The organism is Mycobacteroides sp. H003, assembly GCF_001440135.1.
Classification (GTDB): Bacteria; Actinomycetota; Actinomycetes; order Mycobacteriales; family Mycobacteriaceae; genus Mycobacterium; species Mycobacterium gwanakae.
The window spans coordinates 877,846-893,017 of the sequence record NZ_LJYL01000009.1 but is presented as its reverse complement, the minus strand read 5'-3'; the positions used below and the strand labels follow the sequence as shown (position 1 = coordinate 893,017).

The following is a 15,172-nucleotide window of genomic DNA, read 5'->3' as shown; positions in this document are numbered from 1 at the left end:
TGCGCCACTCTTTGGAGCAAATGCGCGAAGCGCTCAGGTGACGAGGTCGTCGGCGTGTACTGCCGGGCGCCGCAGGTCCTCGGGCAGCTCACCGCTGGATCGGCCCAGCATGGTCGCCAATTCGGCCGCGTCATAGGCCACCACGCCACGGCCGACCATGGCGCCCTCAGCATCGCGAAGTTCGACGACATCGCCGCCGTGGAAACGCCCGGATACCTCGGTGATCCCGGCGGGCAGCAACGAACGTCGTGAGGCCACCACCGCACGCACGGCGCCCTCGTCCAGGGTCAGCGATCCGGTCGCCTCGGCCGCGTACCGCACCCAGAACTTGCGCGACGACATGCGTTGCGGTCGCGCGGCGAAGACCGTTCCGCAGGAGCCGTCGCCCAACGCGGCCGCCGCCTCGGTCGCCGAAGCCAGCAGCACCGGGACACCGGCGTCGGCGGCCAGTAACGCCGAGGAAAGTTTCGAGGCCATTCCGCCGGTGCCACGGGAACCACCCGGCCCGGCGATCACACCGTCCAGATCTTCCGGATCGGCTACCTCAGAAATGAAGCGGGCGTTCCCCTTTCGAGGATCAGAGTCGTAAAGCCCGTCGATATCGGAGAGCAAGATGAGCGCGTCGGCACCCACGAGATGGGCGACGAGCGCCGACAGCCGATCGTTGTCACCGAAGCGAATCTCGTTGGTGGCCACGGTGTCGTTCTCGTTCACGACAGCGACCGCGTGCAGCGCGCGCAGCTTGTCGAGCGTGCGCTGCGCGTTGGTGTGATGCACGCGCATCGAAATGTCGTGTGCCGTCAACAGCACCTGGCCCACGGTGCGCTGATAGCGCGCGAACGCCGCGCTCCAGGCACTGATGAGCGCAACCTGTCCCGCGCTGGCCGCCGCCTGTTTGGTCGCCAGATCTGTTGGGCGCTTGGTCAGTCCAAGCGGAACCATGCCGGCCGCGATGGCTCCCGAAGAAACGATCACCACATCGGATCCGGCCTTCATCCGGCCCTCGATGGCCTCGACGAGGTATTCCATCCGGTCGGCACTGAATGTTCCGGTCGCATCGGTGAGGGCAGCGGTGCCGACCTTCACCACGACGGTGCGTGCCGCCTGAATTGCCTGGCGCGCGTGCACACCTGTGGTCACTCCGGCTCCACCTGCCCGCGGCGTACCCTCCGGGCCTGTCGGCGCTCGGCCGCGCCCACACGGTCGGTCTTGTCGATACGGGCATCGGTGCCGCGCCCACTCATGGTCACATCGACACCCGCCGGGGTCTGTGGCTCCCAGTCAAAGGTCATATCGCCGATGGTCACCGCGCAGCCGGGCTGTGCCCCCAGCTTGAGCAGCTTGTCTTCCACTCCCAGGCGTGCCAGCCGGTCACCGAGATAGCCGACGGCCTCGTCGTTTTCGAAGTTGGTCTGACGGATCCAACGCTCGGGGCGCACTCCGCGGACCACGAACCCACCGGGGTTCTGCGGGTCGGGAGTCACCGAGAAGCCACTCTCGTCGACCGGGATAGGCCGAATGACGGGGCGGGTCTTCACCGGCGCGGGCTGTGCCGCACGGGCCGCCTCGATCATCTCCCACAGCGCGAAGGTCAACGGACGCAATCCATCACGGGTCAGCGTGGACACCTTGAACACCGGCCAACCACGCTTGGAGACCTCTTCGGTGACGAAGTCGGCAAGCTCAGCAGCTTCGGGCACGTCAACCTTGTTGAGCACCACCGCGCGAGGCCGGTCGGCCAGATCCCCCAGCACAGAATCAGCTTGCAACGTCGGCTGGTACCGCGCCAATTCATTTTCCAGGGCGTCGATATCGGAGACGGGGTCACGGCCCGGTTCCAGTGTCGCGCAGTCGACGACGTGAACCAGCACCGCGCAGCGCTCGATGTGCCGCAGGAACTCCAGACCCAGTCCGCGCCCGTCGGCAGCGCCGGGAATCAAGCCGGGGACATCGGCCATCACAAAGGAGTGCTCGCCGGTGGTGACCACGCCCAGGTTGGGCACCAATGTCGTGAACGGATAGTCGGCGATCTTTGGCTTGGCCGCCGAAAGGACCGAGACCAGCGAGGACTTACCGGCCGACGGAAATCCGACCAGCCCGACGTCGGCGACGGTTTTCAGTTCGAGGGTGAGATCGGCTTCGGCACCGGCCTCACCGAGCAGGGCAAATCCGGGGGCCTTCCGGGCGCGGGACGCCAATGCGGCGTTTCCCAATCCGCCCCGGCCACCAGCGACCGCGTCGAAACGTGTACCGGCCCCGACCAAGTCCGCGAGGATACGGCCGTCATCGTCGAGCACCACGGTGCCGTCGGGCACCTTGAGAATCAGGTCGTCGCCGTTGGCGCCGCTGCGGTGGCCACCCATGCCCTGCGATCCGTTGGGTGCCTGCACGTGCGGATGAAAGTGGAAGTCCAGCAGGGTATGCACCTGCGGATCCACTTCCAGAATCACGCTGCCGCCGCGACCGCCGTTACCACCGTCGGGCCCGCCGAGTGGTTTGAACTTCTCACGGTGCACCGAAGCACAGCCGTGACCACCGGTACCTGCCTTGGCATGGATGACAACGCGGTCAACAAAACGAGGCATGAAGCCTCCTTCACACTGTTCTGCGTCCGGTCATACACCGAACACAGAACACCAATTAAGCGTCGACCGGGAGGATGTTGACGACCCGGCGACCACGGCGAGCGCCGAACTCGACGGTGCCCGCAGAGGTCGCGAACAGGGTGTCATCGCCGCCACGCCCGACATTCACGCCCGGGTGGAAGTGGGTGCCGCGCTGACGGACCAGGATCTCGCCGGCCTTGACGAGCTGGCCACCGAACCGCTTGACGCCAAGCCGCTGTGCGGCGGAGTCACGACCGTTGCGCGAGCTGGACGCGCCCTTCTTGTGTGCCATGTGTCAGACGCTCCTACTTGATTCCGGTGACCTTGAGCACGGTCAGCCGCTGACGGTGACCCTGCCGCTTGTGGTAGCCGGTCTTGTTCTTGAACTTGTGGATGCGGATCTTCGGGCCCTTGGTGTGCTCGACGATCTCGCCGGTCACCGAGACCTTGGCCAGCTTGTCGGCATCGGTGGTGACGGTGGCGCCGTCCACGACCAGGGCGACGGGCAGCTGCACCGAGGAGCCGGGCTCCGACTCGATCTTCTCGACCTTGACCAGGTCACCAACGGCAACCTTGTACTGCTTGCCGCCGGTCTTGACGATTGCGTAGGTCGCCATCGTTGCGTCTACCTCTGCTCTGCTGTTCGGACGCGCGCAACCAGGTCGGCTGACGCATCTGGATCGTGGGGTGGGCCCGCTCGGTTGTTCCACTGGGCCACATGCCGCGGGCCGGAAGCCTCGCGACAACTGCTCAAGGCTACGTGACCAGCGGGCTAAGGGTCAAACCGACACCCTCCGCGCAGCGCTCTCGCAACCCGTTCGCACTCTCACGGGCCGTGATAGGAACTACACTCACCTCACCGAGCCCGGGATGCCGCTGATCAGCCTATAGGTCAGCCGGCGATCAGCTCCTCTGAGTGCGGAGGTAATGACGGTGCGCATGATCAGGCCCTATCTCTCGGCCGCCCTGGTGGCAGCCCTGCCCGCATTGAGCCTGACCGCGGCACCGCCCTCCGCCGCCGACTGCGTGAACGCCAACGGCACCACCTTGTGCGCACAAGGCGATGTGCGCGGCGGTGGCAGCACCACATCGTCGACGCCGTATGTCCCCTACCCCTGTGAAAACGACTGGTACTGCGACAACTGGGGAATGGACGTCATCCTCGGATCCGAATACAGACCCCCCACCGTCAATCCGTCGCCACCCCCCGATTTCGGGCGCCCCGGCCGACCGGGTGGCGGTGGTGGAGGAGGCGGCATCGCCGGTCCACGTTGATCAATATTGTTCTCGCAGTGAAGAATTCGATTGCAGAGGAGTCACGATGACAGCATGGACCGCGGGCAGGGCAGCCGTGGTGGTACTCGGCGGGGTCGCCGCGCTGGCGCTGGGCGGACCCGCCATCGCCGCGGCCGATCCACCGCCCAACTGCACCGCCGCCGACATGGCAGGTGTCGCAACGGGGGTATCGGCGGCCACGTCGACATACCTGTTCACACACCCCGATGTGAACGAGTTCTTCACGAGCCTCAAGGGCCAGCCCAAGGACCAGGTCCGCGACAAGGCACGGCAGTACCTCGACGAAAATCCGCAGGTCAAGGCGGATTTACAGGAGATCCGTCAGCCCCTCGGCGATTTCCGGGAGCGCTGCAAGTAGTCGCAGGCCCGGGCCTAGTGCTCGACCGGAGGCCCAGCCGCACGTGCGGCGGAACGCCTGCGGCGGGGCCGGGTGGGCGCCTTGGCAGCGGGCTCGGGTTTGGCTTCGGCCACCGCGGGCTCATCTGAGTCTTCGGAAGAAACCTCGGGCACGTCTTCGGCCTCGGTGTCCTCCGCGACGTCACTGTCGGCGGGCTCGGGCGTCGTTTCCGGATCGCCCGGAGTCGGCGCGCTCTGGACGATCTCGACAATCTCGTCGACCTCGTCGATCACGTCGTTATCCGGCACGTCCTCCGCCGAGGCGCCCTCTTCGTCGTCCTCGTGGTGGCCGTTCGCCGCCGCCATCGCCTTGAACATCGGGTGCTCGCCCTGCGGGTGCGGTGGGGTGCGGGCGACCACTACTTCGGGCTCATCCGCCTTGCCCTTGCGGGAACGCTTGGCACGCCGCCCGGTCTCAGGCTTCTTGGCCCCGGTCGCCGCGGTGCCGGCGTTATCGACCGGGTCGACATGCAGCACGATGCCGCGCCCCGCGCAGTGCGCGCAGGTCGACGAGAACGCCTCGATGAGGCCCGTGCCGAGTTTCTTACGAGTCAGCTGCACCAGGCCCAGCGATGTCACTTCCGACACCTGGTGGCGGGTGCGATCGCGGCCCAGCGCCTCGGTCAGGCGCCGAAGCACCAGATCTCGGTTCGATTCCAGCACCATGTCGATGAAGTCGATGACGACGATCCCGCCGACGTCGCGCAGGCGCAATTGCCGAACGGTTTCCTCGGCCGCTTCCAGGTTGTTGCGGGTGACCGTCTCCTCCAGGTTGCCGCCGGCACCCGTGAACTTTCCGGTGTTGACGTCGACAACCGTCATGGCCTCGGTGCGGTCGATGACGAGCGTGCCGCCGGAGGGCAACCACACCTTGCGGTCAAGCGCCTTGGCCAGCTGCTCGTCGATGCGGTGCACCGCGAAGACATCCGGACCGTCGGCGGGCTCATACCGGTTGATACGCGAAAGAAGATCTGGAGCAACGGTTTTCACGTATTCGTCGATGGTTCCCCACGCCTCATCACCTTCGATGATGAGCTTGGAGAAGTCCTCGTTGAACAGGTCGCGGACCACCTTGACCAGTACATCGGGCTCCTCGTAGAGCGCCATGGCGGCACCGGATGCTTTAGCGGAAAGGTCCGCCGAGCTCTGCTCGATGCCCTGCCACTGTTCTTGCAGCCGCTGCACGTCGGCGCGAATGTCCTCTTCGCGCACGCCTTCTGATGCGGTGCGAATGATGACGCCGGCATCCGAGGGGACGATATCGCGCAGGATCTCCTTGAGACGCTGCCGTTCGGTGTCCGGGAGCTTGCGGCTGATTCCGGTCGAGGACGCACCCGGCACGTACACCAGGTAGCGACCCGCCAGCGAGATCTGGGTGGTCAGTCGGGCGCCCTTGTGCCCCACCGGGTCCTTGCTGACCTGGACCAGGACGTAGTCGCCCGACTTGAGTGCCTGTTCGATCTTGCGGTTCGAACCGCCCAGACCGGCAGCGTCCCAGTTGACCTCACCGGCGTACAGCACGCCGTTGCGACCACGGCCGATGTCGACGAAGGCGGCCTCCATCGAGGGAAGTACGTTCTGCACCACACCGAGGTAGATGTTGCCCACCAGCGAGGCGGACGCCGCCGACGTCACGAAGTGCTCGACGAGCACACCGTCCTCCAGGACGGCGATCTGTGTGTACCGGGCGCCCTCGTGCGGCGACTCGGTACGGGTCTTGTCCCGAACCACCATCACCCGGTCGACGGCCTCACGCCGGGCCAGGAACTCCGCCTCGGTCAGGATCGGTGGGCGGCGCCGTCCGGCATCCCGCCCGTCGCGACGGCGCTGACGCTTGGCCTCCAGGCGGGTGGACCCGGAAATACCCTGAATCTCGTCGCCTCGCTCGGCGCGGGGTTTGCGCTCATGCACGACGGTGTTCGGCGGATCGTCTTCCGATGCGCTGTCACCCTCGTCACCACTTCCGGCCTTGCGCCGACGCCGGCGACGCCGCCGACGGCTGGCGCCCTCGGGCGTGTCGCCGTCCTCGGCACTCGATTCATCGGCGTCTGCCGCAGCGACATCGCCATCAGCGTTCTCGGCAGCGTCCTCGTCGTCGGCGCTCTCGCCACCCTCGGCTGCGGAGTCCTCCGAGGATTCGTCGGAACCGTCGCCACCGGCCTGCTCACCACGGCCGCGTCCGCGCCCGCGACGTCCGCGCCGCCTGCGCCGGTTGGCCGGGCGGTCACCGTCGCCCTCGGCCTCGGGATCGTCTCCGTCACCGGAGTCCTCATCGACGTCCTCGGCGCTCGCCGCTACGGCGGGCGCGGGGCGATCCTCCTGCGGCTCGGGAGCCTGTGGGGCCACGAAGAGCGGCCCGTAGTCGTACGCGGTGGGTCCCGCGGTCGCCGGTGCCGGTACTGCCGCGGCCTCGATGATGGTCGGCTCCGCGACCAGGATCGGCGCGGTCGGTGGGTTGTCGGGGTCCTCGGCCGGGCTTTCGGCGACAACCTTCGCCGGGGCCTCGGTCTGTGCCGGTGCCACGGTCTCCGCGGCAGCGGTCGGTTCCGCCTCGCCGGCAAGCGCCTCACGTACCTTCGCGGCGTCCTGCTTATCGACGTTCGAATGGGGGCTGCGGGCGCGCCCGTCCAGCTTGGACAGCGCGTCGAGCACGCGGCGGGTGGAGGTCCCGAGCACGCGCGCCAGGGTGTGCACCCTCAGCTTCTCGGGTAATTCTCCCTGCTCAGCAGGGGCTTGCGGGGTGTCCGGCGCTAGCGCGGCGTTGTCCCCTTCTGGAGCGCTGGTGTGTAGGTCTTCTGGTAGCTCATAATCGGCCACTTATTCTCCTCAAGCCCCCGGGCGCGTCCTTCAGACGCGGCCACGCGAGGGCTTTTCTCTCTATGTACCCGGGCTAGGTCCGGGTTTGTGGGGGTCTTGCTCCGAGCGATCCGTAGCTGCGATGCCGCAGTTCCGAACCCACCCAGTGCCTGGCTGGAATGATGGCTTGACGTGCTGCAATGGTAATCGCGCTCGCCGTGTCGTCATTCGGGTTTCCGGCCGGCCCCTATTGGGGTCGAAGTGCCGTGGCCCACACTCAGTATCCCATACGAATCAGACGGTGGGCACCAAGCCTGGAACCCGCGCGATCCGCAGGGGCACAAAACGAAGCGAGTGTGCGATTTACGTCGAGATTTCAGGAGAAACCGGCGCAAACCGCACACTCGCGGATTCAGATCAGATGGATTGGGTCAGAGGGCCGGGAACCAGAGCGCGATCTCACGCGCCGCCGACTCAGGTGAGTCGGATCCGTGCACCAGGTTCTCCTGGGTCTCCAGGGCGAAGTCGCCGCGGATGCTGCCGGTCGCAGCCTTCTCGACGGGATCGGTGCCACCGGCGAGCTGACGGAAGGCGGCGATGGCACGCGGCCCCTCCAGCACGGCTGCCACCACGGGCCCCGAAGTGATGAATTCCAGTAGCGAGCCGAAGAACGGCTTGTCCTTGTGCTCGGCATAGTGCGCGCTTGCCAGCGACTCATCGACGTTCTTGAGCTCGAGGGCAGCCAGCGTCAGGCCCTTGCGCTCAATACGGTTCAGCACCTCACCGACAAGTCCCCGCCGCACACCATCGGGCTTGATCAAAACCAGCGTCCGCTCAGTCACGGGCGACAGCCTACTGGTCGGTAGTAGCCCCCCTCTGACCCGGCAGCTCCCCGCGGCCCTGACGGTCACGAACCTGGTTGCGCATGTACCAGATCAGCAACCAGACACCCAGAAACAACAATCCGACGAAGCCAATGGCGGCGTGCACGAAGAAACCTGCCACCAGCACCACCTGGAGTGCCAAGTTGGCCTGAAGCGCCCACGGCCGGCCCTGCATGCCCGAGAGCAGGATCATGGCGACGGCGACCCCGATGAGGTAGATCAGCGACAGCGGCGAGAGCCCGCCGCCCACCATCTTGACCACCGGTACCGCCAACAACACCACGATGGTCTCCAGGATGAGCGTGCCCGCCATCACCCCACGAAATCCCCGCCAAGGGTCAACCGGAGCTTGCCCGTCGGTCTCCTGATTCTCGCCCTCGGGGTTGCTCACTGCGGGTCCTTTCCGAACAGTGTCCGTGCCGCACCCGCGGTGACGACCGACCCGGTGATGACGATGCCGGTGCCGGAAAAACCTTCCGCTCCCCCATCTTCGGCGGCCTCCTCCACCATCGCGGTGGCGGTTTCGATGGCGTCGAGCAATGTGGGCGCGACGACAACGCGGTCCTCACCGAAGAGTTCCAGAGCGATACCGGCCAAGGCATCCGTCTCCAATGCACGCGGAGAACCGTTGTGTGTCACCACAATCTCGTCGAACGCAGGCTCGAGGGCGGCGAGAATCCCGGGCACGTCCTTGTCGGCCATCACACTGATCACACCAACCAGACGCCGGAAATCGAACTCGGACTGCAGGGTGTCCGCCAACGCGGCCGCACCATGGGGATTGTGCGCGGCGTCCAGGAAGACCGCGGGCGCACTGCGCACTCGCTCAAGCCGCCCGGGAACGATTACCGACGCGAATCCTGCTCGTATCGCATCGATATCGAGCTGACGGTCGCTACCCGCACCGAAGAACGCCTCCACCGCGGCCAGCGCGACGGCCGCGTTATGCGCCTGGTGCTCACCGTGCAGCGGCAGAAATATCTCCGGGTAAACTCCGCCGAGCCCCTGCAGTTCGAGCACCTGCCCGCCCACCGCGACCTGGCGCGACAACACCGAGAACTCAGAGCCTTCGCGAGCCACGGCCGCATCCGCTTCCACGGTTTGGCGCAGCAGCACCTCCATCGCCTCGGGGGCCTGCTGGGCGATGACCGCAACCGTATCGGGACCCGCCTCACCGGTCATCGCATCAAGCTTGTGCCGCTTGATGATTCCGGCTTTTTCATTGGCAATGGAGGCAAGGTCCGGGCCCAGGAACTCGACATGGTCGATACCGATCGGAGTGATGACGGCGACCGGGGCGTCGATGATGTTGGTGGCATCCCAACGCCCGCCAAGCCCGACCTCCACCACGGCGATATCGACGGGCGCGTCCGCGAACGCCACAAACGCCATGGCGACCAGCACCTCGAACTTGCTCATCGCGGGCCCGCCCTGCTCCTGCGAGCGCTTGTCCACCAACTCCACGAACGGCTCGATCTCGGAATAGATCTCCACGTACTTCGCCGGTGAGATCGGTTGACCGTCAATGGCGATGCGTTCGACAGCCGACTGCAGATGCGGGCTGGTGGTGCGTCCGGTGCGCCGGTGCAGTGCCGTCAGCAGCGCGTCGATCATCCGCGTCACCGACGTCTTGCCATTGGTCCCGGCAACATGGATACACGGATACGCCCGCTGGGGCGAACCCAGCAGTTCCATCAGCGCGAAGATGCGGTCGGTGGACGGCTCGATCTTCGTTTCGGGCCAGCGCTGGTCAAGCAGATACTCGATCTGCAGCAGGGCCGCGATCTCGTCGGGAGTGGGCTCGATGCCCAATGACTCGCTCACGCCAGCCCTGCCAAACGCGCGGTGATCCGCTCGACCTCCTCGGTGGCCACCTGCTGACGAGCCCGAATCTTGTCGACGACGGCGTCAGGCGCCTTCGCCAGGAACGCATCGTTGCCCAGTTTGCTTGTGGTGCCGTCGAGTTCCTTGCGCGCGGCAGCCAGATCCTTCTCCAACCGTCGCCGTTCCGCCTCGACGTCGACGGTGCCGGAGGTGTCGACCTCGACGGTCACGGTGGCGCCGGACAGTCGGACCTCCACCGAGGCCGTCGGGCTGAAACCGTCCTCGGCCGGGGTCAGCCAGGCCAACGACGTCACGGCGGCGAGCTGGCCGTCCAGGCCGGCAGCCGAGACACCGGCGAGGCGGGCCGCGACCTTCTGCCGGTCGCCCAGACCTTGATCGCTGCGGAACCGGCGGACCTCGGTCACCAGCTTCTGCATGTCGGCGATACGTTGCACGGCAACGTCGTCCAGCTCGATACCGGATTCGGTTGGCCAATCAGCGATGACCACCGACTCCCGGCCGGTGACCGTCTTCCACAGCACCTCGGTGACGAACGGAATCACCGGATGCAGCAGCCGCAGCAGGGTATCCAGCACCGTAGCCAGCACAATGCGGGTGCTGTCGGGCTTCTCGGCCAACTGCACCTTGGCCAATTCCAGGTACCAGTCACAGAACTCGTCCCAGGCGAAGTGATACAGCCCCTCGCAGGCCACGCTAAATTCGTAGCGATCGAGCGCGGTGTCCACCTCGGCCCGCACCTGTTCGAGGCGGCCCAGGATCCACCGGTCGGCGTCGGTGAGCTCGGCGGCGTCGGGCAGCTCACCCAGCGCGGCACCGTTCATCAACGCAAATCGGGTGGCATTGAACAACTTCGTGGTGAAGTTGCGCGAGGCGCGTGCCGCGTCCTCGCCGATGGACAGGTCACCGCCGGGGCTGGCGCCACGGGCCAGAGTGAAGCGCAACGCATCCGCGCCGAACATCTCCACCCAGTCCAGCGGGTCGATGCCGTTGCCCTTGGACTTGCTCATCTTCTGGCCGAACTGGTCGCGGATCAGACCATGCAGGAAGACGTTGTCGAAGGGCACCTTGCCCCCGTGCAGCACCGGGTCGCCGGCCACGAAGGTGCCGAACATCATCATCCGAGCCACCCAGAAGAAGATGATGTCGTATCCGGTGACGAGAACGCTTGTGGGATAGAACTTCTCCAGCTCCGGGGTGGCATCGGGCCAACCCATGGTGGAGAACGGCCACAGCGCCGAGGAGAACCAGGTGTCGAGCACATCGGGGTCCTGCACGTAACCTTCGGGCGCAGTCTCGTCTGGTCCCAGACACACGATCTCACCGTCCGGGCCATGCCAGATGGGGATGCGGTGGCCCCACCACAGCTGGCGAGAGATGCACCAGTCGTGCATGTCGTCGACCCAGGCGAACCAGCGCGGCTCCAGGCTGGCCGGGTGAATCACGGTGTCACGGTTGCGGACCGCATCGCCGGCGGCCTTGGCCAGCGACTCGACCTTGACCCACCACTGCAGGGAAAGACGTGGCTCGATCGGTTCACCCGAGCGTTCCGAGTGGCCGACGCTGTGTAGGTACGGACGCTTCTCGGCAACGATGCGGCCCTGCTCGGCCAGCGCCTCGCGCACCTTCACCCGCGCCTCGAACCGGTCCATACCGTCGAATTGCGTTCCGCTGTCGCAGATGCGGCCATGGATGTCCATGATGGTGGGCATCGGCAAGCCGTGTCGCAAGCCGATCTCGAAGTCGTTCGGGTCGTGGGCGGGCGTGACCTTGACGGCGCCGGTGCCGAATTCGGGGTCGACGTGGGTGTCGGCGACGATCGGGATGCTGCGGTCCTGGAACGGATGCGGGAGCTCGGTGCCGACGAGATGCCGGTAGCGCTCGTCATCGGGATGCACAGCGATCGCGGTGTCACCCAGCATCGTTTCCAGACGCGTGGTCGCCACCACCAGGTACGGCTCATTGTCGTCGAGGGAGCCGTATCGGAAGGACACCAGCTCGCCCTCGACCTCGTCGTACTTGACCTCTAAGTCCGATATCGCGGTCTTCAGCTCGGGCGACCAGTTGACCAGCCGCTCGGCCCGGTAGATCAGCCCGGCGTCGAAGAGCTTCTTGAAGATGGTGCGCACCGCGCGGGACAGGCCCTCGTCCATGGTGAATCGATCGCGGCTCCAGTCCACACCGTCACCGAGACGACGCATCTGCCCGCCGATGGTGCCGCCGGACTCACGTTTCCAGTCCCACACCTTGTCGATGAACAGCTCGCGACCGAAGTCTTCTTTGGTCTTGCCGTCGGCGGCCAGCTGCTTTTCCACCACCGATTGGGTGGCGATGCCCGCATGATCCATGCCCGGCAACCACAGCACCTCGTAACCCTGCATACGTTTGCGGCGGGTCAACGCGTCCATGAGGGTGTGGTCGAGCGCGTGGCCCATGTGCAGGCTGCCGGTGACGTTGGGGGGCGGCAGCACAATCGAGTAGCCAGGCTTGTCGCTGGTGGGATCGGCGGTGAAGTATCCGGCGTCCACCCAGCCCTGATAGAGATCCGCCTCTACCGCTCCCGGGTCCCATGAGGTGGGCAGGGAGCTGGCGGCGTTCGTATCAGGGCTTTGGGTCACCCATCAGATTCTAGGGTTGTCTGTCGCGCCCATTTTCACGGGCGTTTTCTCACGCCCAGAGATGACGAAACCACCCGGCGAACAACGCACCGGGTGGTTTCGTGTGAAGGTGTGCGGCGGTGCGGCTACTTCTTGCCGCCGAGGAGCCCGCCCAGGATGCTGCCGAGGGCGTCGCTCCCGCCCTTGCTGCCGAGCACGCTGCCCAGGATGCTGCCGAGCGGGTTGTTACCGCCCGCGGCGGCCCCGCCACCGACGGCGCTGCCGAGGATGTTCCCCAGGATGTCACCGATGCCGCCGCTGGCCGCGGGGGCCTCGGCAGGCGCGGGCGCGGCGCCGCCACCGGTGAGCTTCTTGGCCACGAAGGCCAGGACGATCGGGGCGAGAATCGGGAGCAGCTGCTTGATCAGGTCGCTGTTACCCGCACCGGCACCGGCCAGCTTCTGGGCGACATCGTCGGCGCTGTTGTCGCCGAACAGCGAGGCGACCACCGCGCTGCCCGCGTTCTGGTCGACGTCCTCTACGTTGACTCCGCCGTCGAGGAGAGTGCTCGGGGCGCTGCTGACGTTGGCCTGCAGATCGGCGGCCTTGTCCGGATCGTCCGCATTGGCCTGCAAACCGCCGACCAGCAGCGGAACCACGGATTTGATCGCCTTGTCGGCCGTCTCGCTGTCGACCCCGAGCTTCGCTGCGATCTGGTCGGTGGGAATCTCGTTGAGCAGCTCGTCGAGTGTGGCCATGGGTCTCCTCCTAGATAACTGGGGTTTGGTAAACCTTAGCCAAGCAGATCAGCCCCGAGTGAACGAATGCCGAACATCACAACCCCAGACCCTTTACCGCTGTGGGGTCCACCCATAACGTCGAGCTATGAGCGACCACATCGTCGTGGTTGGTGCCGGTATCGCCGGCCTTGCCACCGCAGTCGCGTTACAACAGTCCGGACGTGATGCCGTCGTTCTCGAGGACCGCGACGGCTCCTCTGCCGGATACGCGATTACCTTGTGGCCCAACGCACTAGCAGCCTGCGATGCCCTCGGCGTCGGGGATGATGTACGTGATGTGAGCGCGCGCGTGGAGGCCGGCATGGTGCGCTGGCACGACGGACGAATACTGCGAGAGCCCCCGAACGGACAGCTCACCAAAGCCGTGGGCGAGCCGGTGGCGGTCACCGAACGCAATCAACTCCTGGCGATTCTGTCCGCCCGGCTGGCACCCGGGACGGTGCGCTACGGCGCCCGGGTGAGCAACGTTCGGGATGGGCTGCACGGAACTTCTGTCGAGCTTGCCGGCGGTCATTCACTGACCGCCGCCGCGGTCGTCGGAGCCGATGGAATCGGATCGTTGGCCGCGCAGTATCTCAACGGGCCGCTGTCCTTCCGATACTCCGGATACACCGCGTGGCGCGGCATCGCCGATATCGCGATTTCGGATGAGCTGGCCGGGATCACCGTAGGCCCGGGGATCGAGTTCGGCCACCTGCCGATGCCCGGCGGCCGCACTTACTGGTTCGCGGGCGAACGATCACACGAAGCACAACGCGCATCCGGACGCGAAATCGACTATCTGACAGGAAAGTTCGCCGAGTGGGCGAAGCCCATACCTGACCTGCTGAGCCAGAGCGGCGAGTCCTCGGTGCTGCGTGGCGATATCTACGATCGCGGACGACTGCGGCGAATCACCGGCGGCAGGGTGGTGCTGGTGGGCGACGCCGCGCATCCGATGCGACCGCACCTGGGTCAGGGCGGATGCCAGGCGCTCGAGGATGCCGCGGTACTCGGAGCCGCGGTATCCGAACGATCCTCTCTCCCCAGTGCTTTCCGTGAGTACGCGCGCAGACGAAAGTCGCGCACCCGCACGGTGGTTGCCCGTAGCCGCCAGATCGGACACGCGACATACGCACGGCCCGCAGCGTTGAGTGGTTTGTTGATGCGCGCTTCGGGACGGATACCCGCCTCCTTGTTCTGGCGACAGCTGCAGAACATCGCGGGATATGACGCATCTGACATCACGGTTCACCCATAGGATTCCCTTGTGTCCCACCCCGAGCCCGCGTCCAGCGCCAGCCTCAAGGACTTCTGTATCGACGCGCTACAGCCCGTTCCCGTCGCCAAGTTCTGGGCGGCGGCCATCGGCGGCGAGGCCGATATCGACGAGGCCGGTGAGGCGCTGATCCGGCGCGGCAAAGACGTGGACATCTGGGTCAATCGCGTCCCGGAGGCCAAGTCCGTCAAGAACCGTGTGCATTTCGATGTCTACGCCCGCGCTGCCGAAGATCTCGTCGCGTTGGGCGCTACGGTGCTGACGCAGGAGCCGGAATGGGTCGTGATGGCCGACGTAGAGGGCAACGAGTTCTGTGCGTTTCTGGACCCCGAACTCGAAAGTGATACGCCCGCAAAACTCTTCGCGGTGTGCACCGATAGTGACAAACCCGTCGAAATCGCTCAGTGGTGGCATGGGCTCGTGGGTGGAACGATTACACCCGGGCCCGACGGCACACTGCGATGGCTGCGTGGCGCCGCCGGCTGGGGTGAGCTGATCTGGAAATTTGTCCGGGTTGCCGATGAGCGCGTGGTGAAGAACCGCTGGCACTGGGATGTTCGCGCCGATGCCGCTGAATTGGTGCACGACGGCGCCCGCGCGCTGCGCGGCCCCGATACCGATATCCGCTGGACCGTGCTGACCGACCCGGATGGAAACGAGTTCTGCGCCTTCGGTTAGGCCGCCATACCCGCCTTCG

14 protein-coding genes are annotated in these 15,172 nt (G+C 66.0%); 4 read left to right on the top strand and 10 right to left on the bottom strand.

Going from position 1 to position 15,172, the window contains the following annotated elements:
- Window positions 1-33: 33 nt before the first annotated feature.
- The 4 genes from proB to rplU are packed head-to-tail and all read right to left on the bottom strand — an operon-like array spanning window position 34 to window position 3,223.
- Window positions 34-1,140, bottom strand: a complete 1,107-nt coding sequence (proB, locus tag AOT87_RS04705; protein WP_057968525.1) for a glutamate 5-kinase — start codon at window positions 1,138-1,140, stop codon at window positions 34-36.
- Entirely contained in the window at window positions 1,137-2,585 is a 1,449-nt protein-coding gene (gene obgE, locus AOT87_RS04700; protein WP_030095130.1) for a GTPase ObgE, read from the bottom strand. The genes proB and obgE overlap by 4 nt, the downstream gene beginning before the upstream one ends.
- Window positions 2,586-2,640: 55 nt before the next feature.
- Window positions 2,641-2,898: a 50S ribosomal protein L27 gene (rpmA, locus tag AOT87_RS04695; protein ID WP_030095129.1), complete on the bottom strand. Its 258-nt coding sequence runs from the start codon at window positions 2,896-2,898 to the stop codon at window positions 2,641-2,643.
- A gap of 13 nt (window positions 2,899-2,911) precedes the next feature.
- The gene (rplU, locus tag AOT87_RS04690) at window positions 2,912-3,223 is read right to left on the bottom strand and encodes a 50S ribosomal protein L21 (protein ID WP_030095128.1); all 312 of its coding nucleotides are present in this window, start codon (window positions 3,221-3,223) and stop codon (window positions 2,912-2,914) included.
- A 316-nt stretch (window positions 3,224-3,539) separates the two neighbouring features.
- Between rplU and AOT87_RS04685 the strand changes: the two genes are divergently transcribed.
- Both AOT87_RS04685 and AOT87_RS04680 read left to right on the top strand, forming a co-directional pair.
- On the top strand, window positions 3,540-3,881 hold the full coding sequence (locus AOT87_RS04685) for a hypothetical protein (RefSeq protein ID WP_057968558.1): 342 nt from the start codon (window positions 3,540-3,542) through the stop codon (window positions 3,879-3,881).
- Window positions 3,882-3,927: 46 nt separating this feature from the next.
- Window positions 3,928-4,260 carry a heme-binding protein gene (locus tag AOT87_RS04680; protein WP_057968524.1) on the top strand — a complete coding sequence of 111 codons (333 nt, stop codon included), beginning with the start codon at window positions 3,928-3,930 and terminating at the stop codon, window positions 4,258-4,260.
- A gap of 14 nt (window positions 4,261-4,274) precedes the next feature.
- On the opposite strand, the gene AOT87_RS04675 is transcribed toward AOT87_RS04680, so the two are convergent.
- The 6 genes from AOT87_RS04675 to AOT87_RS04650 all read right to left on the bottom strand — a co-directional run bounded on the left by AOT87_RS04675 (window position 4,275) and on the right by AOT87_RS04650 (window position 13,175).
- Window positions 4,275-6,950: an Rne/Rng family ribonuclease gene (locus tag AOT87_RS04675; protein WP_057968557.1), complete on the bottom strand. Its 2,676-nt coding sequence runs from the start codon at window positions 6,948-6,950 to the stop codon at window positions 4,275-4,277.
- A 575-nt stretch (window positions 6,951-7,525) separates the two neighbouring features.
- A complete protein-coding gene (gene ndk / locus AOT87_RS04670) occupies window positions 7,526-7,936 on the bottom strand; it encodes a nucleoside-diphosphate kinase (RefSeq protein ID WP_057964972.1) in 411 nt (136 codons plus the stop codon).
- A gap of 10 nt (window positions 7,937-7,946) precedes the next feature.
- Entirely contained in the window at window positions 7,947-8,291 is a 345-nt protein-coding gene (locus tag AOT87_RS04665) for a DUF4233 domain-containing protein (RefSeq protein WP_109398873.1), read from the bottom strand.
- A 74-nt stretch (window positions 8,292-8,365) separates the two neighbouring features.
- The gene (locus tag AOT87_RS04660) at window positions 8,366-9,802 is read right to left on the bottom strand and encodes a folylpolyglutamate synthase/dihydrofolate synthase family protein (protein WP_057968522.1); all 1,437 of its coding nucleotides are present in this window, start codon (window positions 9,800-9,802) and stop codon (window positions 8,366-8,368) included.
- Window positions 9,799-12,438: a valine--tRNA ligase gene (locus tag AOT87_RS04655; RefSeq protein ID WP_057968521.1), complete on the bottom strand. Its 2,640-nt coding sequence runs from the start codon at window positions 12,436-12,438 to the stop codon at window positions 9,799-9,801. The genes AOT87_RS04660 and AOT87_RS04655 overlap by 4 nt, the downstream gene beginning before the upstream one ends.
- 125 nt (window positions 12,439-12,563) lie before the next feature.
- Entirely contained in the window at window positions 12,564-13,175 is a 612-nt protein-coding gene (locus tag AOT87_RS04650) for a DUF937 domain-containing protein (RefSeq protein WP_057968520.1), read from the bottom strand.
- Window positions 13,176-13,302: 127 nt separating this feature from the next.
- Between AOT87_RS04650 and AOT87_RS04645 the strand changes: the two genes are divergently transcribed.
- Both AOT87_RS04645 and AOT87_RS04640 read left to right on the top strand, forming a co-directional pair.
- Window positions 13,303-14,457, top strand: a complete 1,155-nt coding sequence (locus tag AOT87_RS04645; protein WP_057968519.1) for an FAD-dependent monooxygenase — start codon at window positions 13,303-13,305, stop codon at window positions 14,455-14,457.
- A 9-nt stretch (window positions 14,458-14,466) separates the two neighbouring features.
- A complete protein-coding gene (locus AOT87_RS04640) occupies window positions 14,467-15,153 on the top strand; it encodes a VOC family protein (protein WP_057968518.1) in 687 nt (228 codons plus the stop codon).
- The last annotated feature ends 19 nt before the right edge of the window (window positions 15,154-15,172 follow it).